The following is a 25162-nucleotide window of genomic DNA, read 5'->3' as shown; positions in this document are numbered from 1 at the left end:
GATTCTGTTGAAGGGTGTGAGGGAGTCGATTCCTGCGCAGGGATGACAGGAATGAGGTGAGCGGCCTTGGCGGCCACAGCGCGTGGGGTTCAGGGCACGCCCTGCTGGGTGAGCCTGACGACACAGGACATGAAGGCCGCCCAGGACTTCTACGGTGCGGTGTTCGGCTGGGAATTCGAGCCGGACGCGCAGGCACAGGGCTCGTACGTCGTCGCGCTGGCGGAGGGGGCGCCGGTCGCGGGTCTCGTCGAGTCCGCGCAGACCATGGGGGTGCGGCTGCCGGTCGCCTGGACGGCCTATTTCGTGGCGGACAGTGCGGACGCGGTGGCCTCCCGCGTGCGGGAGCGGGGCGGCACGGTCGCCGTGGGCCCGCTCGCCTTCGGACGGGGACGGGTGGCGTGGGCCGCCGACCCCGTGGACGCCCTGTTCTGCATCTGGGAGGGTCCGGTCGACCCCGGCTGGCACGCGGGCCGCGGTGCCGGCGCCGTGGCGTGGCTCGAGCTCCATACGAGGGACCCGTTCGACTCGGCGCTGTTCTACGGCGGGGTGTTCGAATGGGACTCCCAGGGACCCGACCGTATCGACGTGCGTTACGAGCACGACCGGGTGATGCTGTGGGCCGGCGGGCAGGCCGTGGCCGGGCTGTACGGCGGCGTGGCGGCGTCACCGGATCCGGAGATCAGGCCGAAATGGCATGTCCACTTCTGCCGCGATGACGTGGACGCCGCGGTGGCCCGGGCCGCCGCGGCGAACGGCACGATCATCACGCCTCCGCGGGACACTCCGCTCGGGCGGGTGGCGACCGTGCGTGACCCGGAGGGCGGCCTGTTCCATCTCTCGTCCGTGGAGAGCCAGGCGCCGGAGTCCGACGAAGGCGCCTGAGTCCCGGCTGCCGCCCAGGGCGTCTCGTTCGGACTTGCCGGGCTCGCGTGCCGTGCGCCGACCGCCCACGGCGCGGCCCCGGTCGTCCATGACGTCGAGCACCTCACGGACCGATGCCCGTCGGTGAGCCGGGGCCACGGGCGCCCGTACGACTCTTCACCCCTCCCCATGTGAACCCATGTGAACCGTGTCACATATCACCGCCGGGCCGTGATGTTTCGCCGTCCGGGGTCGCTGCATAGTGCAAGCGCTCCCGTGACGGGTGCGTCTCCAGTGGACTCTTCTGAGGGGTGGGGCATTTGAGCCCGCGTACGTCGCACGCGTACCGACCGTTGAGCATGAAACGACGGGCATGGCTGACCATCGGGGCCGTGGTCCTCGGTGGGGCGGGCGTGGTCACGGTGGCGACGGCCAATCCGTCCGATCCGCCGAGCAGGCCCGCGCTCCACGAGCGGGCGGCGAAGCTCCGTACTCTCGCGCTCGCCGACGGCGGAGCCACCGAGCGGGAGTTGCCCGCCACCGAAGCCGAGCCGTTCTCGCTGGTCGGTATCGGCTGGGACGGGGCCACGGCCGAGGTCACGGGCACGGCGCGGGTCCGTACGCGCAGTGCTGCGACGGGCAAGTGGTCCGGCTGGCAGGCCGTGGAATTCGACACGCACCGGCCGGACGGCGCGGAAGGCAACGGACGGGGTGCCTCCGAGCCCCTGTGGGTCGGCCCTTCGACCGCCGTACAGGTGCGCGTGGACGGCGAGAAGGCACTGCCCAAGGGCCTGAAGCTGCACATGGTGGACCCCGGTGTCAGCAAGGCCGAGGCCAAGAACCCCGCCGCGCCGGCCGCGGGCCTGAGCTCACCCACGCCCGCCATGGACAACGCGGCGTTCGCCGTGGAGGAGACCCCCTCCCCTGCGGCGACGGACACCGTGGTCCCCACGGACAGCGCCGCCCCGAGCGACACGCCGAGTGAGACCGCCGCCCCGACGGACACCGTCACGCCGACCGGCACGGAGACGGCCACGCCCACCGGGACCCCGTCCGGCACCGGCACGCCGACCCCCACCCCGACCAAGCCGGCCCCGCTGCCGTCGACGGTCAGGCAGCCCCCGATCATCAGCCGCGCCGCGTGGGGCGCCGACGAGTCGCTCGTCGACGACCCGGCCGAGTACATCGAGAAGATCCAGGCGGTCTTCATCCACCACACCGTCGGCAGCAACAACTACAGCTGCGCCGAGTCGGCGGCCCTGGTCCGCGGCATCATGACGTACCACATCCAGAGCGAGGGCTGGAACGACCTCGGCTACAACTTCCTGGTCGACAAGTGCGGCCGGATCTTCGAGGGCCGCGGCGGCGGTATCGACCTGCCCGTCAAGGGCGCGCACACCTACGGCTTCAACAGCTACTCCACCGCCATCGCCTTCCTCGGCGACTTCGAGGGCGACCCGGCGACCGGCAAGCCCGCCGGGCAGCCCTCGAAGGCCGCCCTGCAGTCGGCGGCCCGCGTCGCGGCGTGGAAGCTCGGCCAGTACGGCGGCAACCCGAAGGGCACCGTCACCCTGACCGCGCAGGGCGACACGGGCAAGTACACGACGGGCCAGCAGGCCACGATGAGCGTCATCTCCGGACACCGCGACGCGTTCGCCACTGCCTGCCCCGGCAAGAACCTGTACGCCAAGCTCTCCTCGATCCGGAACTTCGCCGCCGGTGCCGGCCGCAGCTCCGCGATCCCGACGGCCGACTACAACCGGGACGGCATCACCGACCTGGTCGCCGGTCTGCCGAAGACGGCGAACAGCGCGGGCCGGGTGACGGTCCTGCCGGGCACCACCGACGGGCCGAGCACGACGGTGCGGCAGTCCATCGACCAGAACAGCACGGGCGTGCCCGGTGAATCGGAGGGCGGCGACCAGTTCGGCACCACCTCCGCCTGGGGCGACTTCAACGGTGACGGCCATGCCGACCTGGTCGTCGGCACGCCGGGCGAGGACGACGAGTCCGGCCACACCGACACCGGCTCGGTGACCGTTCTGAACGGCCCGGGGCTGAACTCCGGCGTCAGCTACATGACCTCGCCCGCCTACCGGGTGACCGGTGACAAGCTCGGCACCGCCGTCACCACCGGCGACTTCAACGCCGACGGCACGGCCGACGTCCTGTCCGTCGCCCCCGGCAAGCCGGGTCGTTGGTGGATGTTCGAGTCCAAGAACCCCACCTACGCCACCAAGGCCGGCTGGCTGAGCGACACCGCGAACACCTCGGTGGTGTCCTTCGCCTCCGCCACGAGCGGCGATTTCAACAGCGACGGATACGCCGACGCGGCGATCACCTACCGTGACTCCGCGGGCGTCGGCCGGCTGGTCGCGCTCAAGGGCTCGGCCACCGGTCTGCAGCGGGTCGGCGTCCTCTACCCGCGCGGGGGCCGCTCACTCGCCGCCGGCGACATCAACGGCGACGGATACGACGACCTGGTCATCGGCCAGCCGAACGCCGCCGAGTCCGGTCACACCGCCGCCGGCGGCGCGGTCGCCACGGTGCTCGGCTCCGCCACCGGACTGACCACGACCGGGCGGCAGACCTTCCAGCAGAACACCACCGGCATCCCCGACACGGACGAGTCCGGTGACTCCATGGGTGCCTCGGTCTCCATCGGTGACGTCAACCTCGACGGGTACGGCGACATCCTCACCGGCCTGCCCGGAGAGGACCTCACCCTGGGCGGCGTCAACCAGTCCAACACGGGCCAGGTGCTCCTGATCCGCGGCTCCGCCACCGGCATGACGGCCACCGGAGCGGTCGCCTACCACCAGGACACCACCGGCATTCCCGGTACGGCCGAGCCCAACGACCGGCTCGGTTCGGCGGTGTCGCTGACCGATCTGTCCGGCTACTCCCGGGCGGATCTGGCGCTCGGCGCGGACGGCGAGGACGCGAACAACGGCGTGATCCTCCAGCTCGACAACAGCGGCACGTCCGGTGTCGTGCCGTCGTCGGGCGTCTACTACGACACGACGCTCCTGGGCGCGCCCGCGGGTATCGGGATCGGCCGGCTGATCACCCCGTAGACCCGACCCGCGGAGCGCACCGCTTCGCGGGCCGGCAGCGGCCGGGGCCCCAGGAGGAGGGGGCCCCGGCCGTTCTTCGTGAACATCCTCCCGGGCGGCCCGACTTGGCGCGTGCACACACACCTGCGGGACTTGACTTGGAGCGCACTCGAAGATCCATGCTTCGTGTCGTCGATGACACGCGCTGACAAGCGCTGACAAGCGCTCACGAGGGGAATCCGCATGCGCTACCGCACGATCGGCCAGGACCCGAAGACCCGGCGGGAGGTGAGCGTGCTGAGCCTCGGCGCCATGCGGTTCGGCACGGTGACCGACGAGGCCACGTCGTTCGCGATTCTCGACCGGTACGCCGAGGCCGGCGGCACGTTCATCGACACGTCGAACAACTATGCGTTCTGGGTCAACGGCACTCAGGGCGGTGAGAGCGAGGAACTCCTCGGCCGGTGGATCCGCAGCCGCGGGAGCGCTGACGGGATCACGATCGCCACCAAGCTCGGGGCCCGGCCCAACTCGCCCACCAGCACCTTCACCCGCGACATCGAGGGGTTGTCGGCCGCGGCCGTCCGTGAGTCCGCCGAGCGCAGCCGCGAGCGGCTCGGCGTGGACCGGCTGGACCTGCTGTACGCGCACGTGGAGGACCGGGACGTACCGGTGCGCGAGACCGTGGAGGCGTTCGCGGAGCTGGTCGCCGAGGGCACGGTGGGGCTACTGGGCGTGAGCAACCACTGGGCGTGGCGGGTGGAGCGGGCGCGGTCCCTGGCCGCGTCGGCGGGGCTGCCCGGCTACGAAGTCCTCCAGTACCACCACAGCTATCTGCGCCGCCGTACCGACCTGCCGACGCTGCGCTCGCCGGACGGGGAGCTGGGCGTCGTCGCGGGAGACCTGCTGAGCTATGTCCGCGCCGAGCCCTCGCTCGCGCTGGTGGCCTACTCCCCGCTGCTCGGCGGCGCCTACGTCCGCGACGACAAGCCCCTGGACCCGGGTCTCGACCACGCGGGCACTCCCGCCCGCCTCGAAGCCCTGCGGGCCGTGTCCAAGGAGACCGGCGCGACGCCGAACCAGGTCGTCCTGTCCTGGCTGATCGGCGGCGAGATTCCGGTGATCCCGCTGGTCGGCGCGTCGTCGGTGGCCCAGCTGGACGAAAGCCTGGCCGCGGTGGACCTGGACCTGACGGCGGACCAGCGCGCCCGGCTCGACGAGGCGCGCTGACGAACGCGTTGTTTGCCCTGGAGTGCCCTCCAATGCGTAGCTTCGAGGCATGACCACTGCACAGCACAGGATCGGCTCGGGCTTCGGTGCCCGGAGCACCACACAGGACGTTCTGCACGGGATCGACCTCACCGGACAGCTCGCGATCGTCACGGGTGGCTATTCGGGTCTCGGGCTGGAGACGACACGGGCGCTGGCCGGTGCCGGCGCCCGCGTCGTCGTACCCGCACGACGGCGCCCGGCCGCCGAGAAGGCGGTCGCGGGCCTCGACGGTGTGGAGATCGACGAACTGGACCTCACCGATCCGCACAGCGTCCGCGATTTCGCCGAGCGCTTCCTCGCCTCCGGCCGCGGCGTCGACATGATGATCAACAATGCCGGTGTCATGGCCAGTCCCGAGACCCGCGTCGGACCAGGTTGGGAAGGGCAGTTCGCGACCAACCACCTCGGTCACTACGCGCTCGTCAACCGGCTCTGGCCGGCGATCGCGCGCGGCGGCGGGCGTGTCGTCTCGGTGTCCTCACGGGGCCATCAGCTCTCCGACATCCGCTGGGACGACCCGCAGTTCGAGCACGGCTACGACAAGTGGCAGGCGTACGGCCAGGCGAAGACGGCCAATGTGCTGTTCGCCGTACACCTCGATGCGCTCGGCAAGGACGCCGGAGTGCGGGCGTTCGCCGTCCACCCGGGCGAAATCATGACCGAGCTGGTGCGTCATCTCGCCACGGAGGAGATGGTCGCCGCCGGCTGGATCGACGAGGACGGCAAGCCGCTGAGCCCCTCGTTCAAGACACCCGAGCAGGGTGCGGCGACACAGGTCTGGGCGGCCACCTCCCCGCAGCTGGCCGGCATGGGCGGTGTCTACTGCGAGGACTGCGACATCGCGGAGACGACCACCGGGGGTACGGGCGAGCTGACCATCGGCGTACGTGCCTACGCGACGGATCCGGAGCATGCAGCGCGCCTGTGGAGGCTCTCGGCGGGGCTCACCGGAGTCGATGCGTTCGCGACTGCGGGCTGACTCATCATGGTGCCTCTGTCATCCGATCAATCGCCGCCCTCGTCTCCGAGAACCCGGACAGAAGGGTGTCACTGACGCCCATACATCTGACAAATATGCGGCGGCGCGGAGATCAGGGGGCGATGACACGATGCTCAGCACCGCACTGGGGCGCAGCGGGTGTCCGGTGACCGAACTGTCCTTCGGGGATGTCGGCATCGGCAATCTGTACTCCGCCGTTCCGGAAGAGACGGCGGCGGCCGCCGTCGGCGCCGCCTGGGACGCGGGCGTCCGCTATTTCGACACCGCTCCGCACTACGGGCTCGGCCTGTCCGAGCGGCGACTCGGGGCGGCGCTGCGCGGCCGCCCCCGGGACGCGTTCACGCTCGCTGACGTTCGTCCTCGACCATCTGGGCAAGCCGCCGGTCGCGCGTGGCGAGCTGGAGCCGTGGGCCTCCTCGGTCCGGGAGCTGGCGGCGCTGCCCAACACGGTGTGCAAGCTGTCCGGGATGGTGACGGAGGCGGACCACCGGGACTGGACGGTGGACGATCTGCGGCCGTACGCGCGGACGGTCCTGGACGCCTTCGGCCCCGGCCGGCTGATGTACGGCTCCGACTGGCCGGTGTGCCGGCTGGCCTCCTCGTACGCCGGGGTGCTGGCCACGGCGCGCACGCTGACGCAGGAGCTGAGCGAGGAGGAGCGGGCCCTGGTTTTCGCGGGGACCGCCGACCGGGTCTACGGACTCGCCGGCGGCTGACCGGCCTGTTCCAGGAGGCCGACGAGGGTCGGTACATGGCTGCCCTCGATGCTCTTCACCGAGGTGACGAGGGTGACCGGCCCGCCGTGGGCGAGGCTGAGCAGGCGGTCCAGGGCCTCCGCCGCCGGCCCCTGTTCCAGCTCCTGCCGGTAGCGGGCGTCGAACTCCTCGTAGCGCGAGGAGTCCTTGTGGTACCAGTTCCGCAACTCGTTGGACGGAGCGACCTCCTTGAGCCACTCGTCGACGGCCGCCCGCTCCTTGGAGACTCCTCTGGGCCAGAGCCTGTCGACGAGGACGCGCGTGCCGTCCTCCGGTTCCGGCTCGTCGTAGACCCTGCGCACGGTGATGGTGACCATGCCGTCAGCCTGATGCGGACCGCCGTGCGGCGCAAGCGCGGCACCTCCTCATTTCGTCGCATTGACGATAAGAGCTCCTTCCAATATCGTCGCAGTGACGAAAACAGGGGGTTGCCTCATGGCCGACATCACCAGGCGCTTCGGATGGCGCCATCTCCGCTCCGCTCCCACCGCCCATGTCCGCCACCACCGGCGCGGCCGGCTCACCCATGACGGACCCGGGCTCAGCTTCTGGTTCCGCGCCCTGTCCGCCGCGCTCTCCGAAGTGCCGGTCGACGACCGGGAGCTGGCCATGACGTTCCACGCCCGGACGTCCGACTTCCAGGACGTCTCGGTGCAGGCGACCGTGACGTACCGGATCAGCGAACCGGCCACCGCCGCCGCCCGGCTGGACTTCTCCGTGGATCCCGACACCGGCGTCTGGCGCGGCGCCCCACTGGAGCAGATCTCCACCCTGCTCACCGAGACCGCCCAGCAGCACGCGCTCGACGTCCTGGCACGTACGCCGCTGTCGGCGGCACTGGTCGACGGCGTCGCCGCGGTACGGGAGCGGATCTCCGGCGGACTGGGCGAGGAGCCGCGACTGGCCGCCACCGGGATCGAGGTGGTGGCCGTACGCGTGATCGCCCTGCGGCCCGAGCCCGAGGTCGAGCGGGCCCTGCGCACCCCCGCGCGCGAGCAGATCCAGCAGGAGGCCGACCGCGCGACCTACGAACGGCGGGCCGTCGCCGTCGAACGCGAACGTGCCATCGCCGAGAACGAGCTCGCCAGCAGGATCGAACTGGCGCGCAGGGAAGAGCAGTTGGTCGAGCAGAAGGGCACCAACGCCCGGCGCGAGGCCGAGGAGAGCGCCGCGGCCGACGCCGTACGCGCGCAGGCGGAAGCCGCCCGCCAGGTACGGCTGGCCGAGGCCGAGGCGACGGCGGCACGCGAGGTCGGCAAGGCGCGGGCCGAGGCACAGGCGGCCTGGCTGCGTGTGCATGCCGAGGTGGACCCGGCGACCCTGCACGCACTGGCCGTGACCCGGCTCGCCGAGAACCTGCCGCGCGTGGACAGCGTCACCCTCTCGCCCGATGTCCTCACCGGGCTCCTCGCGAGGCTGGGATGAGTCTCGCCCCGCGTGCCGTGCTCGTGCACCGCACCACCGAGTACGAGGAGCTGCTCGCCCGGCACGGCACCCACGGCCAGGCCGAGTTCTTCCTGTCCTCGCGCGGCCGGAGCATCCGGGAGGTGGCGGAGCGGCACCACCGCGCCCGGCGGGTGCTCGCGGACGTCGCGGCGGCCGTGCCGGTGCAGTGGCGGCAGGCCCGGGCGGAGCGCGGCGACCTCGACCGGTTTCTCTTCGCACCCGAGGACGTGGTGGTCGTGGTGGGTCAGGACGGGCTCGTCGCCAACACCGCGAAGTACCTCTCGGGCCAGCCGGTGGTGGGGATCGACACCGACCCCGGCCGGGGCCTCGGTGTCCTCGTACGGCACCGGGCGGCGGACGCGGCCCGGCTGCTGCGGGCCGCGGTCGGCCGCGGTGCCGCGGCCGACGAACTCACCATGGTGGAGGCCGTCGCCGACGACACCCAGCGGCTGCTCGCGCTCAACGAGATCTACCTCGGCCGGCCCGGCCACCAGACGTCCCGCTACCGGCTGGGCATCGACGGGCCGATCGGCCCGGCACCGTCGACCGGTCATGGCCCCGGTCCCGACGACGACCCGGACGGCGCCGAAGCCCAGGCGTCGTCGGGCGTCCTGGTCGGCACCGGGACCGGGGCGACCGGCTGGCTGCGCTCGCTGTGGCAGGAGCGCGGCGGGCGGCAGCCACTGCCCGGCCCGGCCGATCCCCGGCTGATCTGGTTCGTACGGGAGGCCTGGCCCTCCCCCTCCACCGGCACCGCGCTGGTGGAGGGGGTCCTCTCCGGTACGCAGCGGCTCCGGCTCACCGTCGAGTCCGACCGGCTGGTCGCGTTCGGCGACGGAATGGAGTCCGACGCACTGGATCTGACCTGGGGCCAGACGGTCCGGGTTGGCGTGTCCGGCACGTCGCTGCGTCTGCTCGTCTGACGTCCGTGGCGGGAGCGGGAGAACACTCCGGCCCTGTCCGGCCGATCAGGGCCCAGGACAGACCCCAGTGCCGCGACCGGCAATTTTTGCCCGTCAAGGAGCGTCGTCCGGTGCATGGGGTCTCCCCAGGCCCGCAGGGCCGAGGGGAAGCATCGCAAGGCGGCCGGAAGTCCTCGTAGCGGAGCTACCAGGGCTTTTGGCCAACGCAGCGAGGGTGCGTGCCGGGCGGCGCGACAGGCAAAGCTCGCCGGGAGGGGCACTAGTAGCGGGACCCGGGGTCGAACGCCATGGCCGTTCTGTCCCGCGCCCGCCACGAGCCGCTCGGCTGGAACCCGCCTCCCCACGCCCGGTCCCAGTGCGCTCTGCGTCGTCGGGCCTCGCGCGCGGCGGCGGCGGTCTCACTGCGGCAGGCGACGGCCGTCAGCACCGCCATCAGCGCCGCCAGCTCCACGTGGTCGGGCGAACCGTGCATGATCCGTATGTCCATCAGAGCCTCACCAACGGACCGGGAGGGTCTTGGGGCCTCGGATCAACGCACCCTCCTGCCATTCCAGCCGCTCGGGCGGCACCGCGAGCTCGAGCCGCGGGTACCGGTCCAGCAGCGTCGCGAGCATGATCTCGGACTCCATCCGGGCCAGCATCGAGCCGACGCAGTGGTGCGGTCCGAACCCGAACGAGAGATGGGCGACGGGCTCACGGTCGAAGTCGAGCGTGTGCGGGTCGCGGAAGACCGCCGGGTCGCGGTTCGCGGCGAGGTACGAGAAGTAGACGGGCTCGCCCACCCTGATGCGGACGCCGCCGATCTCCAGGTCCTCGGTCGCGATCCGCGGCAGCCCCACACCGTTGCGGTGCGGGATGTACCGCAGCAGCTCGTCGACGGCCTGCGGCAGCAGTCCGCGCTCGGTGCGCAGCCGCGCCATGTGCTCCGGACGGGTGAGAAGCGCGTAGACCATGTTTGCGCTGTTGTTGCGCACCGCGTGCGCACCGCTCACCAGGATCGCCGTGGCCAGCGAGACCGCCTCGTCGTCGTTGATCTCACCGGCCTCGACGGCGGCCACGAGCACGCCGGCCAAGTCGTCGCGCGGCTCGGCGCGCCGTTTGCCGAGGAGCCCGACGACGACGTCACGGACCGTGTTCCTCGCCGCCTTGCTCCGGCTGGGCGCCGGGGCCGGCGTCATGATCACATTCGCCCAGGAGGTCAGGTCCGACCGCTCGTCCTGCGGCACCCCCAGCAGGTCGCAGACGACGGAGAGCGGGAACGGCCCGTGCAGATGCTCCATCAGATCCGCGGGGGACCCCCGCCGTTCCATGGTGTCCAGCAGGGCGTCCGCGGTCCGCTGGGCCCTGGGCCGCAAACGCTGCATGCTCGCGCCGGTGAAAGCCCGGGCCACCACGCGGCGCATCGTGTTGAGGTGCGGCGGGTCCGCGTAGTTGAGGGCCGCGTGCTTCGCCGCGATGGCGTGCGGGGACCCGCTCGTCACCGACCGTTCCGCCAGGGCCTTCCGGCTGAGCCGGGGGTCCGAAGAGGCGATTCTGACGTCCTCGTACCGTGTCACCAGCCAGGCGCTGCCCTCGCCGAACGGGAGCCGGATACGCGCCACCGGCTCGTCGCGCAGGAGCGTGGTCAGGAACGGGTCGAAGTCCAGGGCCGGGAAGTCCTCCAGGGTCCAGTGGTGGACCGCCCGCTCCTCCCCCGGGCCGGCACCGGTCACGGGGCAGTCCCGGGCGCCGGTACCCGGGCCGGTACCGGCGCCGGTGTCTGCACGGGTGTCTGCACCGGTCAGGGAGCCCGTCCCGGGTCCGCTTCCGGGCGCCGCCTCCGTCTCGAGTTCTGGCCTCATTGACTTCATCTCCCGGTTTGTGATCGCGCTGGTGTGCGGATCACGTGCACTGCGCTGGTACGGCCCCCGCCAGGAACACATCCCTTCCCGATTGCACGGACATCGGCTCGAACACGCCCGCGCATCACCCGTTCGGTGCAACCGGGAAGGGGTTGCCCGGCGCGCGCGACGGCGTGTCGTCCCAGATCATTTTGGAGGAACGCGAGAGGAAGGGCGGCATGTCATGGCCACTCTGTGCAAACCCGCGGTGTCTGTGCCCGAGCACGTGATCACCATGGAGCAGACCCTTGATCTGGCGCGGTCCGTTCACGCGGACCACCCGCAACTGGAGCTGGCGCTGCGCCTGATCCGGAACACGGGGGTGGAGAAGCGGCATCTGCTGCGACCGATCGAGGAAACGCTGCAGCACCCCGGGTTCGAGGAGCGCAACGCCGTCTACGAGGCGGAAGCCAAGGCGCGTGTGCCTGCCGTCATCAGACAGGCACTGGCAGACGCAGAACTCGCCACGACAGACATCGACGCGATCATTTTCGTGTCCTGCACGGGCTTCATGATGCCGTCACTGACCGCATGGCTGATCAATACGATGGAATTCCGCACCGACGTCCGGCAGGTGCCGATCGCCCAGCTCGGATGCGCGGCCGGCGGTGCCGCGATCAACCGGGCGCACGACTTCTGCACCGCCTACCCGGAGGCGAACGCCCTCATCGTGGCTTGCGAGTTCTGCTCGCTGTGCTACCAGCCGGCCGATGTGAACGTGGGCAACCTGCTCTCCAACGGCCTGTTCGGCGACGGACTGGCAGCGGCGGTGGTACGCGGCAGGGGTGGCCACGGCGTCGAACTGGAGCGCAACGGCTCGTATCTGGTCCCGCACACCGAGGACTGGATCGCGTACGACATCCGCGCCACGGGCTTCCACTTCAAGCTGGACAAGCGGGTGCCCGGCACGATGGAACCACTCGCGCCGGCCCTCAAGGAGCTGGCTGCGGACCACGGCTGGGACGCCACCTCGCTGGACTTCTACATCATCCACGCGGGCGGGCCGCGGATCCTGGACGACCTGAGCATGTTCCTCGGAGTGGAGCCCGAGGCCTTCCGGTTCAGCCGGGCCACGCTCACCGAGTACGGCAACATCGCGAGCGCCGTCGTCCTGGACGCACTGCACCGGCTCTTCGAGGAGGGCTCGACGGAGCACGCGGCGCGCGGCATCCTCGCCGGCTTCGGGCCCGGCATCACCGCGGAGATGTCGCTGGGCAGCTGGACCGTCCCCGACGGGCTCCTCACCGCGCCCGCGCGCGCGGGGAGGAGCTGAACCACCATGCGGAGCTTGACCATGACCACCACCTCGACCATCACCACGACCGGCACGACCGGCACGACCACCACCGCGGCCGCGGTCGTAGCCCCGGCCGACCCGCGCCCACCGGTCCGATTCTGGCCGGTCCAGGACCTGTCCGGTGTGGAGTTCGATCCCGTGCTCGCCGAGCTGATGCAGGACGGTCCGGTGACCCGTATCAAGCTCCCCAACGGCACGGGCTGGGCCTGGCTGGTGTCCGGATACGACGAGGTGCGGATGGTGGCGAACGATCCGCGCTTCAGCCGCAAGGCGGTCGTCGGCAACGATGTCACCCGGCTCGCCCCGCACTTCATCCCGGTCGACGGAGCGGTCGGCTTCGAGGACCCGCCCGATCACACCCGGCTGCGCCGGGCCGTCGCGGCCGCGTTCACGACGCGGGGCGTGGAACGGCTGCGCGGGCAGGCGCAGAAGCTGCTCGACGAACTCGTCGACGGTGTCCTGCGCGACGGCCCGCCCGCCGACCTCACGGAGCGGATCCTTGCCCCGTTCCCGCTGGCCGTCGTCTGCGAGCTGATGGGCGTGCCCGCAGCCGACCGCCCGAAGATGCACGAGTGGACCGTGCTCATTCTCTCCTCGTCCCAGGGCGTGGAGCGCAGCGAGCGGGCGAAGAGGGGGATGTGTGCGTACTTCGCCGAACTGCTGCGCAGGCGCCGTGGCACGGGCGGCGACGATGTGATCGGGGTGCTCGGGACGGCCGTGACGGAGGGCGAGATCACCGAGTCGGAGGCGGTCGGCCTCGCACTGCTCATCCAGCTCGGCGGCGAGGCGGTCACGAACAACACCGGCAACATGGCCTACATCCTCCTCACCCGTCCGGAGTATCAGGCCCGGCTGCGTGCCGAGCCCGCGCTGCGGCCATCGGCCATCGACGAGCTGCTCCGCTACATCCCGCACCGCAACGGCGTCGGGCTGACCCGGATCGCGACGGAGGACGTGACCATCGCCGGGCACGACATCAAGGCGGGTGAGGCCGTCTACATCTCGTACCTGGCCGCCAACCGCGACCCGGACGTCTTCCCCGACCCGGAGGAGATCGTGCTCGACCGCAGCCCGAACCCGCATGTGGCGTTCGGATACGGACCGCACTACTGCGTGGGCGGCTTGCTCGCCCGGCTGGAGACCGAACTGCTCGTCTCCGCCCTGCTGGACCGATTCCCCGACCTTCGTCCAGCCGTCCCGCTCGATGAGCTCCGGTGGCGCCCGGGCGCGCTCATACGGGGGCCCGAGGGATTGCCGGTGACGTGGTGACCGCCCACATCAGCGCGCCGCCCGTCGCCCTCACCCGGCCGCCCGAGGGGCTGCTCGTGCCGAACGGCGAGGGACGGAAGCTGCACTCGGCGGCCCATGAGGTGACGTTCAAGGTCACCGGCGAGCATTCACGCGCGGCGTCCAGCTTCGAGGTGGTGGTACCACCCGGGTTCGACGTCGGTGCCCATGTGCACACGCGCAGCGAAGAGCTCTTCTACGTGCTCGAAGGCGAGCTGGAGGTACTCGCCTTCGAGCCCCGGGTGCGCACGCGTGACGACTGGCGCCACTGGGAGTCCCTCACGGGCCGGCGCGCCGTCGCTGCCGGCCCGGGCACGGTCATCGTCGTACCGCCGGGCTGTCCGCACGCGTTCGCCAACCGCACGGACGAGCCGGCGAAGATGTTCTTCCAGGCAGCCCCGCCGCCGGACCACGAGCGGTACTTCGAGGAACTCCAGGAGATCCTCAACTCGGGCGGTCCGCTGGATCATGCGGCGATCACCGAGCTCCGGGCCCGCTACGACATCGAACAACTCACGCCCCTGCGGCACGACGCGTGACACCTGCGGTGTGAAGGTCCCTCACCAGACCGAACAACTCCGCCTCGTTGCCCGCGAAGCCCGCGTCCGCGAGGGCCCGGTCCGCTTCCGCCATGGGGGCGGTGAGCACGAGGGGTGGCGGGGCCGCACCGGGGGGTTCGGCGAGTGCGGCGCGGACCGCGCCCAGCAGACGCACGTACGCCTGCGCTGCGGCTCGTTCGCGCGACGTCATCATCGTGGCGACACTCATCGGTCGGCCTCTCCTCTCGGATGGATACAGCGGCACACCGTCCACCCTGCCCCACGCCACTGACAACGGTCCTCGGGAACCTCCGCCCCCTCCGGTCCGACGTCTTGGTCAGCACGTCGTTCCGAAGGCACCCGACAGTCATGGAGGCGGATGATGAATCGCAGAGGGATGCTCAGGTCGGCGGCGGCCGGGGCCGGTGTCGGTGTCGGTGTCGCGGCCGTGCTGGGCGCGGGGACCTCGGGGGCGTACGCGGCCGCGCCGGGCCGCCGCCGCAACCGGCCGCTGCGCGTGCACATCGTCGTGTTCGACGGGGCGGAGGAACTGGACTTCATCGGCCCGCTGGAGGTCCTGTGCCTCGCACAGAGAATGGGCCTGCCCCTCACCACCACCCTGGTGACCAGCGGAGAACCCGGCCGGATCAGGGGCACGTTCGGTACGGACATCGCCGCGCCGGGCGCCTGGGACCCCGCGGCGGCCGATGTGATCGTGGTGCCGGGCGGCGGTTTCACGCGCAAGGACGGGCCGGGCATCTGGCCCGAGATCAGGAAGGGCGTGCTGACCCGCGAGCTGAAGCGCGCGGTACGGTCCGGACTCACCCTCGTCGGCATCTGCACCGGAGTGGTCGTCCTGCACGCCGCCGGGCTCGTCGGCGACCGGCCCTGCACGACCCATCACGGTGCCAAGCAGTATCTGAAGGACCTCGGCGCCGATGTGCGCGACGCGCGCGTGGTGGACGACGGCGATCTGGTGTGCGCGGGCGGCATCAGCTCCGGTATCGACGGTGCGCTGTGGCTTCTTGAGCGCGAGTTCGGTGCGGAGGCGGCCGGCCGCACCGAGGCGGTCCTGGAGTTCGAGCGCCGCGGCACGGTGCTGCGTACCCGCGCCTGAGCCCCGCGGGTGGTCCGCGCGCCTGAGACCCGGGGGTGGCCCGCGCGCGGCGGGCCACCCCCGGGCAGGGTTCACGCCGCCACGGTCAGCGCGCCCTCACCACGCGGAGGCGGCCCGGTCTCCTCCGCACCGCAGGGCCGGTCGGCTTCGTACAGCAGGTCGGCCAGCGCCGCGCGTGCCCGGGCGACCCGGGAGCGCACCGTACCGACGGGACAGCGGCAGAGTGCCGCCGCCTCCGCGTACGGTAGCCCGACCAGCTGCGTCAGCACGAACGCTTCACGCCGCTCCTCCGGGAGCGCCGCCAGCAGTTCGGCCAGCGCCACGCCTTCCTCGAAGCCGGGCAGGCCGCGCGGCTGTGCGTGTTCGACAGCCGTCTGCCAGTCGGTGGTGTCCGCCGGCCGGGGCCGTGCGGCCGCGTGACGCAGGCTGTCGACGACGGTCCTGCGCGCGATGGTCAGCAGCCAGGTGCGTGCCGACGAACGCCCCTCGAAACGGTGCAGGCTGCGCAGCGCGCGCAGGAACGTGTCCTGGGTCAGGTCGTCGGCGGCCTGGGGATCGGCGCTCAGGTACGCCACGTACCGCCATACGTCGCGGTGCAGCGCCCGGACGAAGCGTTCCACCGCTTCGGGGTCGCCGCCGCGGGCGTCCAGGGCCCAGTTGGTGACGGCATCTTCGCCGTGTATGCCGTGTATTCGGGGGTGGTGCTCGGTGCCGCGGGGCGGGCAGGGCAGGGCAGACGTCATCGCCTCAGGTCCCTCTCGGTGTTCAGGGATTCCGGCGCGCGGTGGAACGCACGGCCGGTACTCGTGTCGTACGGCCGCGCCTTCGGGCGGGGCCGGGGAAGCCGGCTGTCAGAGGACAGCGGGTACGACAGGAGGCCCTCGTGAGGTGATGGCGAAGACGAGCAGCTGCAGGCGCGGAGCGCGTGCGTCATCGCCCCGGCGGCGGCGCGGACGGCGGGGGCGGTGCGGGAGCGCGGGCAGACGGAGCAACAGGAGCCGCAGGGATGCGGCGAGCCGGCCGGCGAGGCCGCCCAGCACGCGGAAGGCACCGCGCAGGCGGGTGGCGGCACGGACACGGGTCGCGGCCAGCTCTCCCTGGGCGAGCCACAGCCCGGACAGGAGAGCGGCCAGCGCGTGCGCGGCGAGCATGCCGAGGGGCGACATGCCTGCCATGTGCTGGCCGGTGGCCGTGATGTCGTGGGCCATGCCGGCCATGTCATGGGTCATGCCGGCCATATCGGCGGTCATGCCGGCCATGTCGTGGGCCATGCCGGTCATGTCGTGGGCGACCGTGACATCGGCGGGACCGGCCATCTGGTGATGGACTGTCACGTGGCCGCCCATGGCGATGCCGTCCATGCCGTGACCGCCCATGCCGTGGGCGTTCACGGCGAGGCCGTCCATGCCGTGGCCGTTCATGGCGAGGCCGTCCACGGCGGTGCGGGCGGGTGCCTGCACCGTGCCACATGTGACATATTGCGCCCACCACCCGGCCAGCGACGGACCGCCGGGCAGCGCCGGACGGGCCGCTGCCTGGGCGAGTGAGAAGCCGGCGTGCAGCAGTGCCTGCGCCGCCACCGCGGCCGATGTGACCAGGAGCGGGCCGCGTTCACGCCGGGCGAGTCCCCAGGCCCAGGCGGCCGTCAGGACGAGCCCTCCCGCCACGGCCGGCAGCGGGACCGCGGTGTCGGACATGACGGCATGCCCCAGAGCCGTGAGCAGCGCGCAGACGGCCGCGAACATCACGGCCCGAATCGCTCGCGTCCATCGCCCTGTCGTCATGGCGGCCTCATCCTTGCATCCGCTCCGCGGATTTCCACCCGCCGGTTACGGAAAAGGCGGCGCGTGCCGCTCAGTTGACCGACTGTGACACAGCACACAACACTCCCGGGGAACTCACCTGCCAGTCCACACGACTCCTGACGGGGCCTCATGAGGCTCCGTCCTGCCCCGTCACGCCGCGCGGCACGCGACAGCGGCACACGACAGCGGAACACGGCAGCGAGACATGGCAACGGGACACGGCAGCGGAGGGCATGTGGGGACCGAACCGGGGACCATACAGGGCGCCGGTCGGCCCGGCGCGGGTGGCGGTGAGGCCGGGGCGCCACTGACGGCGCTGCTGACCTGCGCCATGGCCTTCTCGATGATGCAGCTGTTCCTGCTCGGTGCGCTGGGCCCCCGGCTGGTGGACGCCCTCGGCATCTCCCCCACCGTGCTGGGTCTGACGACGACGGTCGGCTTCGGCGCCGCGGCTCTCCTCTCCCCGCTGGGCGGGCGGCTGGTGGACCGCGCGGGCCCGAGGCGCAGCCTGGTCGCCCTGCTGCTGGTGACGGCGATCGCACTGGCACTGATCGGTTCGGCGTCCGGTGCCGGACTGCTGCTCGGGGCGGTGGCGCTCGGCGGGCTGCCGCAGGCGCTCGCCAACCCGGCGACGAACAAGGCGATTCTGGCCGTCGTGCCGCCCGAGCGACGCGGGCCGGTCACCGGGATGAAGCAGTCGGGTGTGCAGCTGGGCGCGTTCGTCGTGGGGCTGCCGCTGGCGGGGCTCGCCGCGGTGGCCGGATGGCGGGCGGCGGTCTGGACGGCGGCCGCCGCCGCGGTGGCCGCGGCCGCGTGGTCGGCGCAGGCCCTGCCGCCCGATCCGGCTCCGCCGGCCCCCGGGCCGCGGTCCTCCCTGGTCCCCCGTGGCACCGTGGCCTGGCTGCTCTACTTCTCGCTGCTGCTCGGCGGCGGCATCGCCTCCGTGAACACCTATCTCGCGCTCTACGGCACGGAGCACCTCCGGCTCTCCGCCACACCGGCCGCCGCGCTCGTGGCCGTGCTCGGCTGCGCGGGCATCGCGGGCCGCATCGGCTGGTCGAAGGTCGCCGGCGCGCCGGGACGCGCCCGCCGGCTGCCCGGCCTGCTGGCGCTCGGCGCCGTCGCGGCGGCACTCGTCCTGGCCGGTTCCTCGCGGTTGCCGGTCCTTGTCTGGGCGGCGGCGGTGGCCGTCGGCGTGTTCGCGGTGTCCGCCAACGCCGTCTCCATGGTGCTGGTCATGCAGCGCTCCGCGCCCGGCCGGGCGGGTCAGGACTCCGCGCTCGTCTCGGCCGGTTTCTTCGCCGGGTTCGCCCTGGCGCCACCGCTGTTCGGCCTGCTGGCCGCGGACGGCCGCTGGACCACGGGCTGGCTGCTGGTCGCCGCGGAGTTCGCTGGTGCGGCCGTCGTGGCGGTGGTGTGGGCGGTACGGGACGGCACATGCGGCGGCCAGGCACGAGAGAGCCAGGATTGAGACGACCAGGAATGAGACGGCCCGGAATGAACAGCGGTCATGACTGGGCGGGCCCGGCCCTGGACGCCGTCCTGGCGAGGGTCGCCCGCACCCGCGCCGAGACCGGCGAGCGCTTCCCCCTCCACGCCGATCCGACGAGCGCCCGCTGGACCACCACGGCCCGCGGATCCTGGACGGGAGGTTTCTGGGCCGGGCTGCTGTGGCTGCGAGCCCTGCGCACCGGCGCACCGGCGGACGCCGCCGCGGCCCAGGAGTGCACGCTCCGCCTGGAACCGTGGCTGACGTCGGACACCGCGACCCGCGGCCTGATCCTCTGGTACGGCACGGCACTTGCCCTGCCGCCCGCAACCGCCGGTTCCGAAGCCCTGGCCGACGCGAACGGCTCGTCTCCGAACGGCCCGTCTCCGAACGGCCCGCTACCGAACAGCCCACTTCCGGCCGCCCGGACGCACCGTCGGTCGAACGGTCGGGCGCACGGCGCGGGTTCGGACTCCGCTGCGGAGCCCCCGCCCGGCGCCGACCTGCGCCGGCCGGGCGGAACACCCGGCCGCCACGCTCGTGATCTGCGGCAACGTGGGGCCGCGGCTCTCCTGCAGGACTTCGATCAGGAAATGGGCCTCGTGCCCTGGGGCGAGGCGTTCGGCGGGCCGCGGCTGCGGGCGCGGGCGGACGCCGTCCCCGGAGTCGTACAGCTGCTGGCCTGCGCCGGACCGGAAGGGCGGGCCGCCGCCGCATCGCATCTGCGGCGACATCTGGACCTCAGCGCGCAATCGCCGTACTCCGCCTGGGAGTTCAGCCCGCAGGAGGCCACCTGGTCCCCGTTGCCCGAGCCCGCCCCGGGGTGGAGCCGGGGCCGGGCATGGCTGTTGCTCGCGGCGGCCGACGGTCTGCGGCACCTCGGCGGAACAGCCTGTCATCCCGCCCTCGCGAGGCTGGTCGCAGCCGCGGTGGACCCGTCCGCTGCGCCGGTCCCGCCCGCGGACTCGGCACGGCCCGACGGACCGCTGGACACCTCCGCCGCAGCCATCACCGCGGTCGCCCTGCTCAAGCTTGTCGACGAGCCCTGCAAGCCCTACGAGCTCCACGACCTCCACGACCTCCACGACCTCCACGAGCCCGACGATTCCGCCGGATCCGCCGGATCCGCCGGATCCGCCGGATCCGCCGACAAGTCCTACGAGCCGGCCTCCAGGCAGCTCCTGAAGTCCCGCGCGGCGGACATCCTCCGGCGGCTCGCCATGGTGCACATGACCACGGACGGCCGACTGCTGGACGGCTGCTACGACGTCGGCAGCGGCGCCGCGGACGGCACCGCCGTCCGCCACGAGCTCGTCTGGGGATCCTTCTTCTTCGCATACGGACTCGCCGCGCTGACCGGCCTCGTGGACGTCCACGTCGCCTGACCGCGTGACGGCGTCCGCCGTCCCGTCAGGGCTCTCGCAGGACCCTGCGCGCCACGGACGCGATGTGGAGTTCGTCGGGACCGTCGAGGATCCGTGCCGTCCGGCCCGTGCGCAGCAGAGCGGGCAGCGCCGTGTCCGGCCCGAGGCCCGCCGCGCCGTGCACTTGGACGGCCGCGTCCGCGACCTGGTGCAGCATGCGTGCGGCGGCGACCTTTGCGAGGCCCACCTCCACATGCGCGTCACGTCCGGCGGCGATCCGCGCGACCGCCTCGTACACGAGGGGGCGTGTCGTGCGCAGCGCGAGCAGGGCGTCGAAGACATGCTGCTGGACCAGCTGGAGCTGGGCGAGTTGTCCCTTCGACCGGGTGCGCGCGACGGCCCGGTCGCGCATGAGCGCGTACGCGCGCCGCGCCTGGCCGAGCCAGCGCAGACAGCGCAGGGTTCGACCGAGCTGGAGACGCTCGGCGGCGATGTCGAGGGCCTGGCCCGGCGTGCCCAGCACATGGTCGTCGGGGACGGCCACCCCGTCGAGCTCGATCTCGAACTGGCCGCCCGCCCCGAGCACGGGCAGTTCGCGGACGACGCGGAAGCCGGGCGAGCTGGTGGGGACGAGGAGGAGGGAGAGGCCTGCGCGGTCACCGGGCGAGCCGTCCGTCCGGGCCAGTACGGTCACCAGGTCGGCGCTGCCCGCTCCCGTGACGAACCATTTCCGCCCGCTCACGGTCCAGCCGCCGGGCCGGCGTACGGCCGTGGTGGCGGTCAGGAACGGGTCCGTGCCCGGGGTTTCGGGCTCGGTCATCGCATAGCAGGTGCGCAGCTCCCCGGCGGTCAGCCGCTTCGGGTACCGCTCGCGCACCTGGGAGGTGCCGTGCCGGGTGAGCATGAGCACGTCCACGAGGGGGGCGGAGCCCAGCACGGACGGCCCGTGGTCGCTCGCCCCTTCTGCCTCCGCGACATGCGCGTACGAGGCCAACGGAAGCCCCTGACCGCCGAGTTCGACGGGCAGCGGCAGCGCCCAGAGCCCGGCCCGGCGGGCGCCGTCCTGGAGTTCGCGCAGGGTCGCTCCTGCCGCCGGGCCGCCCGCGTCCAGTTCCGGCTCGTGCGGCATGACCCGTTCGCCCACGTACCCGGCGACCCGGTCCCGTACGTCCCGCACATCGTGCGGGCACTCCGGCAGTCCGCGCTCCGCGTCCGTCTCCCTGCGCACGTACATCACTCCAACCGTCCGGGAACCAAGGGGAACAGCTGTCCGACTGCCTGTCCCGTGGAACTGGTCGGGTGCGTGTGCTCCCGGGTTCCCGCGAGGAGAGGAGAAGCGACGCATGGCGTCACCAGCGACCACTCGGCGGGCTCAGCCGCTCGAAGGCCTTCGTACGCGGCAGGGACCGGAAGACCCGGCGGGGCCGCATGCCTGCGCGGAGCTCGTCGCCGGGCATCTGCGGCTGCTCGGCGCGGAGCCGCAGCCTCAGCAGAAGACGCAGCAGAAGGCGGGGGCCGACGGCGAAGTGGCGGCCTCCGGCTCCGCGCTCACCGTCGAAGGCTCTCGCTTCGCGCCCGTCACGGCTCGCATGGCCTGGGCCGATCCGGTCCGCTGCGCCGACATCACCGACGAGGCCACCGCCCAGGCCGCGACCGGGATCATGGCGGTGCACGGCCGCAGGGACGGCGCCCCTCGCGGACTCGCGGCCGACTACGCGTCCACCGCCACCGCCGTACTCACCGTGCAGGGTGTGCTCGCCGCGCTGGTGGGCCAGGCGCGCGGCCGGAACGTCACCGAGGTGGCGACATCCGTGGACCGGGCGGGGCTGCTGACGGTGTCCCAGTATCTGGCCGCCGCCGGAGCCGAGGAGCCCGAGGCGGCCGCACTCTCGCCCGGCGGGCCGCCGTTCACGTCCTGCGACGGCACGGTCTTCGAGCTGGAGACGCTGGACCCCGGTGCCTGGGCGACGTTCTGGCGGTCGCTGGACGCCCCGGAGGACGCGATACGGGCGGGCTGGCGTCCCTTCCAGTTCCGCTATGCGACCGCCTGCGCGCCCTTCCCGGACGCCCTCCACAGCACGGCTCGTACGCATCCGTGGCAGCGGATACGGCAGGCGGCGGCCGGCTCCGGCGCCGAGGTCTGCGCGCTGCGGCCGCTGTCCTCTTACGACATCCCGGGCGGGCCGCCGTGGACGCTGACGCCGTACGGCTCCGGCCCTGTCCCGTCCGCCCTCCCGCTCCCGCCCGCCACGCAGGAGCTGCCTCTCGCCGGGCTCACCGTGCTGGAGGCCGGGCGCCGTATCCAGGCGCCGCTCGCCGCGCATCTGCTCGGACTGCTCGGGGCGGACGTGGTGCGCGTCGAGCCGCCCGGCGGCGACCCGTTGCGCGGTATGCCGCCGGCCTGTTCCGGAGTGTCCGCCCGCTGGCTCGCGCTCAATCGCGGGAAGCGGGCCGTCGAGGCCGACATCAAGTCGGCGACGGGCCGGGCCGTTCTGCGGGCGCTGGCCGCGGAGGCCGATGTGTTCCTGCACAACTGGGCGCCGGGCAAGGCGGCTCAGCTCGGGCTCGACCACGAGGACCTGGCGGCGGTGAACCCGGCGCTGGTCTACGCGTACACGGGCGGCTGGGCGGGACGGCTGCCGGACGCACCCATGGCCACCGACTTCATGGTGCAGGCACGCACGGGCGTCGGCGAGGCCGTACGCCCCGCCGACGAGCCGCCGGTCCCCTCACTGATGACCCTGCTCGACGTCCTGGGCGGTCTGCTCGGCGCGGAAGCGGTGCTCGCCGCGCTCCTGCTGCGTGAGCGCACCGGGCACGGCGTGCGCGCGGACTCCTCCCTGCTGGGCGCGGCCGAACTCCTCACGGCGCCCGCCCTGGCCCGGCTCAACGCCGGGCGCGCGGCACGCCACCCGGCCGGTTTCCGCCGCCCCCTGCGCGCCGCCGACGGATGGATCGCACCGTCCGACGCGTGCGCCGCCGCGGCATCGGCGTACGACGTGGGCGCGCTGACGACCGCCCAGGGAGTCGAGCTGCTGCGCGCGCACGGCCTCGCGGCGACGGCGGTCGCGGACGTGACGGCTCCGGCGTACCCGGACACGCCGCCGCTCCCGGCCGACCCGCCCGGCCCACCGGCCGAGCCGACCGCACCGTCGGCACCGACCGCGCCACCCGAAGCGACCGCACCGATCGCACCACCCAAAGCGACCGCACCATCCGCACCGACCTCACCATCCGCAGCGGCCCAGGCGGACGCCGCCGCTGACACCACCGGCACCACCACCGGCACGGGCACCAGCACCTCGCCCTGCGGGCCCGGCCTGCTCTCCGACCCCCGGTTCGCCTCAGACATCACCCGCGACACGCACGGCGCCCCCGTCGTCCCTTCCCCCTGGAGCTTCGTATGACCACCGCACTGCGTGATCTGCTCCCCGCCGAGCTGCGCCGTTCATGGGCCGCCGACGGCAGCTATCCCGACCTCGACCTCTACAGCCTCTTCCGCGCCCACCGGTTCACCGAGATCCACCGCACCGCCGTGATCGACGCCAAAGGGACGCTCTGTTACACCGCGCTCGACCGTAAGGTGCGATGTCTGGCCGCCGGTCTCGCCGAGGCCGGCATACGCGCGGGTGAGGTCGTCGGCGTACAGCTGTCCAGCGGGCGGAACGCCGTCATCGCCGATCTCGCGCTCGCCGCGCTCGGCGCCGTCGCCCTGCCGTTCCCCGTCGGCCGCGTCGGCCGGGAGGCCGAGAGTCTGCTGCGGCGCTCGGAGGCGGTGGCCGTCATCGCCGCCGTCGAGCACCGTGGCTGCGGGCACGCCGCCGAACTGACCGCGCTCGCGCACCGGCTGCCTGCCCTGCGCACCGTGATCGCGGCCGGGCCCGGCGACATCCCCGACGGCGCCCTGTCGTTCTCCGCGCTGCTGCGTACGGACGCGAGCGGGTTCGGTGCCGCGCGGCCCGACCCCGACGGCGCGGCCCGCATCCTGGTCTCCTCCGGCTCGGAGGCGGAGCCGAAGATGGTCGCTTACTCGCACAACGCGCTGGCCGGCGGCCGGGGCAACTTCCTCGCCTCGCTCCTGCCGGAGAGAACCCCGCCGCGGTGTCTGTTCCTCGTGCCACTGGCCACCGCTTTCGGCTCCAACGGCACCGCGGTGGCCCTCGCCCGGCACGGGGGCACCCTGATCCTGCTCGACCGTTTCACACCGGAGGCGGCGGTCGAGGCGATCAGGGAGCACCGGCCGACGCACGTCCTGGGCGTGCCCACGATGATCCGCATGATGCTCGACCATCTCGACGGCACCGGCGAGAAGCTCCCGGCGCCGACGGCGCTGGTCCTCGGCGGCGCCCCGCTGGACGCGGTGACCGCGGCGGACGCCCGGCGCGCCTTCGGCTGCCCGGTCGTGAATCTGTACGGGTCGGCGGACGGCGTGAACTGCCATACGGGCCTCGGCGGAGAGCCCGTACGCGCATCGGGGCAGGGCGTGGCGGCCGGGCGGCCCGACCCCCTCGTCGCCGGCATCCGCATCGTGGGGCCGGATATGGCGGACATGCCTCCCGGCCGTACCGGCGAGATCATCGCGAGGGGCCCGATGACCCCGCTCTGCTATGTCGGCGCGCCCGAACTGAACACCCGCTACCGCACCCCCGACGGCTGGGTGCGCACCGGCGACCTCGGCCTGCTGGACGAGGAGGGCATGCTCCATGTCGTGGGGCGCCTCAAGGACGTGGTCATCCGCGGTGGCGCCAACATCAGCCCGGCCGAGGTGGAGCGGGAGCTCGCGACGCATCCGGCGGTCCGGGACGTGGTGTGCGTCGGCGCGGCCGACGCTCTGATGGGCGAGCGGCTCGCCGCCTGCGTCGTACCCCGTGGGCGTCGGATCCCCACGCTTGACGAGCTGTGTGCGCATCTGACCGCGCGCGGGCTCGAGCGCCGCAAGCACCCGGAGCATCTGCTGGTGGTGGCGGAGCTGCCGTTGACGCCCGCGGGCAAGCCGGACCGTACGGCGCTGCGGGAGCGGGTCGTCGCCGCAGGCCGCGCACGCTGAGAGCACTGCGGGGCGGCGGCCTTC

At 72.6% G+C, this 25162-nt stretch carries 21 protein-coding genes and 2 pseudogenes; 16 read left to right on the top strand and 7 right to left on the bottom strand.

What is annotated here, in order from left to right; genetic code table 11:
- Positions 1-108 precede the first annotated feature (108 nt).
- The 6 genes and pseudogenes from ACZ6ZQ_RS18925 to ACZ6ZQ_RS18900 all read left to right on the top strand — a co-directional run.
- Positions 109-882: a VOC family protein gene (locus tag ACZ6ZQ_RS18925; RefSeq protein ID WP_469769636.1), complete on the top strand. Its 774-nt coding sequence runs from the start codon at positions 109-111 to the stop codon at positions 880-882.
- Positions 883-1220: 338 nt separating this feature from the next.
- Positions 1221-3938 carry an FG-GAP-like repeat-containing protein gene (locus ACZ6ZQ_RS18920; RefSeq protein ID WP_469769635.1) on the top strand — a complete coding sequence of 906 codons (2718 nt, stop codon included), beginning with the start codon at positions 1221-1223 and terminating at the stop codon, positions 3936-3938.
- A 222-nt stretch (positions 3939-4160) separates the two neighbouring features.
- Positions 4161-5147 carry an aldo/keto reductase gene (locus ACZ6ZQ_RS18915; RefSeq protein WP_469769634.1) on the top strand — a complete coding sequence of 329 codons (987 nt, stop codon included), beginning with the start codon at positions 4161-4163 and terminating at the stop codon, positions 5145-5147.
- Positions 5148-5196: 49 nt separating this feature from the next.
- Positions 5197-6168 (top strand): SDR family NAD(P)-dependent oxidoreductase, encoded by a 972-nt coding sequence (locus tag ACZ6ZQ_RS18910; protein ID WP_469769633.1) that lies wholly within the window; start codon positions 5197-5199, stop codon positions 6166-6168.
- A gap of 130 nt (positions 6169-6298) precedes the next feature.
- Positions 6299-6538, top strand: a pseudogene (locus ACZ6ZQ_RS18905) (aldo/keto reductase); the annotation flags it as partial.
- Positions 6531-6905 (top strand): annotated as a pseudogene (locus ACZ6ZQ_RS18900) (amidohydrolase family protein); the annotation flags it as partial. The pseudogenes ACZ6ZQ_RS18905 and ACZ6ZQ_RS18900, both read left to right, overlap by 8 nt.
- Here the strand turns inward: ACZ6ZQ_RS18900 and ACZ6ZQ_RS18895 are convergent.
- The gene (locus ACZ6ZQ_RS18895) at positions 6884-7261 is read right to left on the bottom strand and encodes a DUF488 domain-containing protein (RefSeq protein ID WP_469769632.1); all 378 of its coding nucleotides are present in this window, start codon (positions 7259-7261) and stop codon (positions 6884-6886) included. The pseudogene ACZ6ZQ_RS18900 and the gene ACZ6ZQ_RS18895 sit on opposite strands and share 22 nt — an antisense overlap.
- Positions 7262-7379: 118 nt before the next feature.
- Between ACZ6ZQ_RS18895 and ACZ6ZQ_RS18890 the strand changes: the two genes are divergently transcribed.
- Both ACZ6ZQ_RS18890 and ACZ6ZQ_RS18885 read left to right on the top strand, forming a co-directional pair.
- Complete coding sequence (locus ACZ6ZQ_RS18890; protein ID WP_469769631.1) at positions 7380-8369, top strand: SPFH domain-containing protein; 990 nt, start codon at positions 7380-7382, stop codon at positions 8367-8369.
- Positions 8366-9313, top strand: a complete 948-nt coding sequence (locus ACZ6ZQ_RS18885; RefSeq protein WP_469769630.1) for a ferredoxin reductase domain-containing protein — start codon at positions 8366-8368, stop codon at positions 9311-9313. The genes ACZ6ZQ_RS18890 and ACZ6ZQ_RS18885 overlap by 4 nt, the downstream gene beginning before the upstream one ends.
- A gap of 259 nt (positions 9314-9572) precedes the next feature.
- Here the strand turns inward: ACZ6ZQ_RS18885 and ACZ6ZQ_RS18880 are convergent, their stop codons facing one another.
- Entirely contained in the window at positions 9573-9800 is a 228-nt protein-coding gene (locus tag ACZ6ZQ_RS18880) for an acyl-CoA carboxylase subunit epsilon (RefSeq protein WP_469769629.1), read from the bottom strand.
- A gap of 7 nt (positions 9801-9807) precedes the next feature.
- Entirely contained in the window at positions 9808-11025 is a 1218-nt protein-coding gene (locus ACZ6ZQ_RS18875) for a cytochrome P450 (protein ID WP_469769628.1), read from the bottom strand.
- A gap of 352 nt (positions 11026-11377) precedes the next feature.
- Between ACZ6ZQ_RS18875 and ACZ6ZQ_RS18870 the strand changes: the two genes are divergently transcribed.
- The 3 genes from ACZ6ZQ_RS18870 to ACZ6ZQ_RS18860 are packed head-to-tail and all read left to right on the top strand — an operon-like array spanning position 11378 to position 14316.
- Positions 11378-12466 carry a type III polyketide synthase gene (locus tag ACZ6ZQ_RS18870; RefSeq protein WP_469769627.1) on the top strand — a complete coding sequence of 363 codons (1089 nt, stop codon included), beginning with the start codon at positions 11378-11380 and terminating at the stop codon, positions 12464-12466.
- 21 nt (positions 12467-12487) lie between these two features.
- A complete protein-coding gene (locus tag ACZ6ZQ_RS18865; protein ID WP_469769626.1) occupies positions 12488-13759 on the top strand; it encodes a cytochrome P450 in 1272 nt (423 codons plus the stop codon).
- Entirely contained in the window at positions 13756-14316 is a 561-nt protein-coding gene (locus tag ACZ6ZQ_RS18860; protein WP_469769759.1) for a cupin domain-containing protein, read from the top strand. Before ACZ6ZQ_RS18865 ends, ACZ6ZQ_RS18860 begins: the two co-directional genes overlap by 4 nt.
- On the opposite strand, the gene ACZ6ZQ_RS18855 is transcribed toward ACZ6ZQ_RS18860, so the two are convergent.
- Positions 14291-14545 (bottom strand): hypothetical protein, encoded by a 255-nt coding sequence (locus ACZ6ZQ_RS18855; RefSeq protein WP_469769625.1) that lies wholly within the window; start codon positions 14543-14545, stop codon positions 14291-14293. The genes ACZ6ZQ_RS18860 and ACZ6ZQ_RS18855 overlap by 26 nt on opposite strands.
- Before the next feature lie 150 nt (positions 14546-14695).
- Here ACZ6ZQ_RS18855 and ACZ6ZQ_RS18850 point away from each other — a divergent pair, with 150 nt between their 5' ends.
- Complete coding sequence (locus tag ACZ6ZQ_RS18850) at positions 14696-15433, top strand: DJ-1/PfpI family protein (protein WP_469769624.1); 738 nt, start codon at positions 14696-14698, stop codon at positions 15431-15433.
- 71 nt (positions 15434-15504) lie between these two features.
- On the opposite strand, the gene ACZ6ZQ_RS18845 is transcribed toward ACZ6ZQ_RS18850, so the two are convergent.
- Together ACZ6ZQ_RS18845 and ACZ6ZQ_RS18840 are read right to left on the bottom strand one after the other, a co-directional pair.
- On the bottom strand, positions 15505-16176 hold the full coding sequence (locus tag ACZ6ZQ_RS18845) for a sigma-70 family RNA polymerase sigma factor (RefSeq protein WP_469769623.1): 672 nt from the start codon (positions 16174-16176) through the stop codon (positions 15505-15507).
- A gap of 108 nt (positions 16177-16284) precedes the next feature.
- Entirely contained in the window at positions 16285-17217 is a 933-nt protein-coding gene (locus ACZ6ZQ_RS18840) for a hypothetical protein (RefSeq protein WP_469769622.1), read from the bottom strand.
- A 352-nt stretch (positions 17218-17569) separates the two neighbouring features.
- Here ACZ6ZQ_RS18840 and ACZ6ZQ_RS18835 point away from each other — a divergent pair, with 352 nt between their 5' ends.
- Entirely contained in the window at positions 17570-18709 is a 1140-nt protein-coding gene (locus tag ACZ6ZQ_RS18835) for an MFS transporter (RefSeq protein WP_469769758.1), read from the top strand.
- A gap of 26 nt (positions 18710-18735) precedes the next feature.
- Positions 18736-20112, top strand: coding sequence for a sugar ABC transporter permease (locus ACZ6ZQ_RS18830; RefSeq protein WP_469769621.1), 1377 nt, complete (start codon positions 18736-18738; stop codon positions 20110-20112).
- Between the two features lie 25 nt (positions 20113-20137).
- Here ACZ6ZQ_RS18830 and ACZ6ZQ_RS18825 read toward each other — a convergent pair whose 3' ends face one another.
- Positions 20138-21325, bottom strand: coding sequence for an acyl-CoA dehydrogenase family protein (locus ACZ6ZQ_RS18825; protein WP_469769620.1), 1188 nt, complete (start codon positions 21323-21325; stop codon positions 20138-20140).
- Positions 21326-21434: 109 nt separating this feature from the next.
- Between ACZ6ZQ_RS18825 and ACZ6ZQ_RS18820 the strand changes: the two genes are divergently transcribed.
- Both ACZ6ZQ_RS18820 and ACZ6ZQ_RS18815 read left to right on the top strand, forming a co-directional pair.
- Positions 21435-23498, top strand: coding sequence for a CoA transferase (locus tag ACZ6ZQ_RS18820; protein ID WP_469769619.1), 2064 nt, complete (start codon positions 21435-21437; stop codon positions 23496-23498).
- Positions 23495-25138, top strand: a complete 1644-nt coding sequence (locus ACZ6ZQ_RS18815) for an AMP-binding protein (RefSeq protein ID WP_469769618.1) — start codon at positions 23495-23497, stop codon at positions 25136-25138. Before ACZ6ZQ_RS18820 ends, ACZ6ZQ_RS18815 begins: the two co-directional genes overlap by 4 nt.
- The last annotated feature ends 24 nt before the right edge of the window (positions 25139-25162 follow it).

It is taken from the genome of Streptomyces sp. NPDC053673 (genome assembly GCF_055585225.1).
This window is presented reverse-complemented; position numbering and strand designations above follow the sequence as displayed.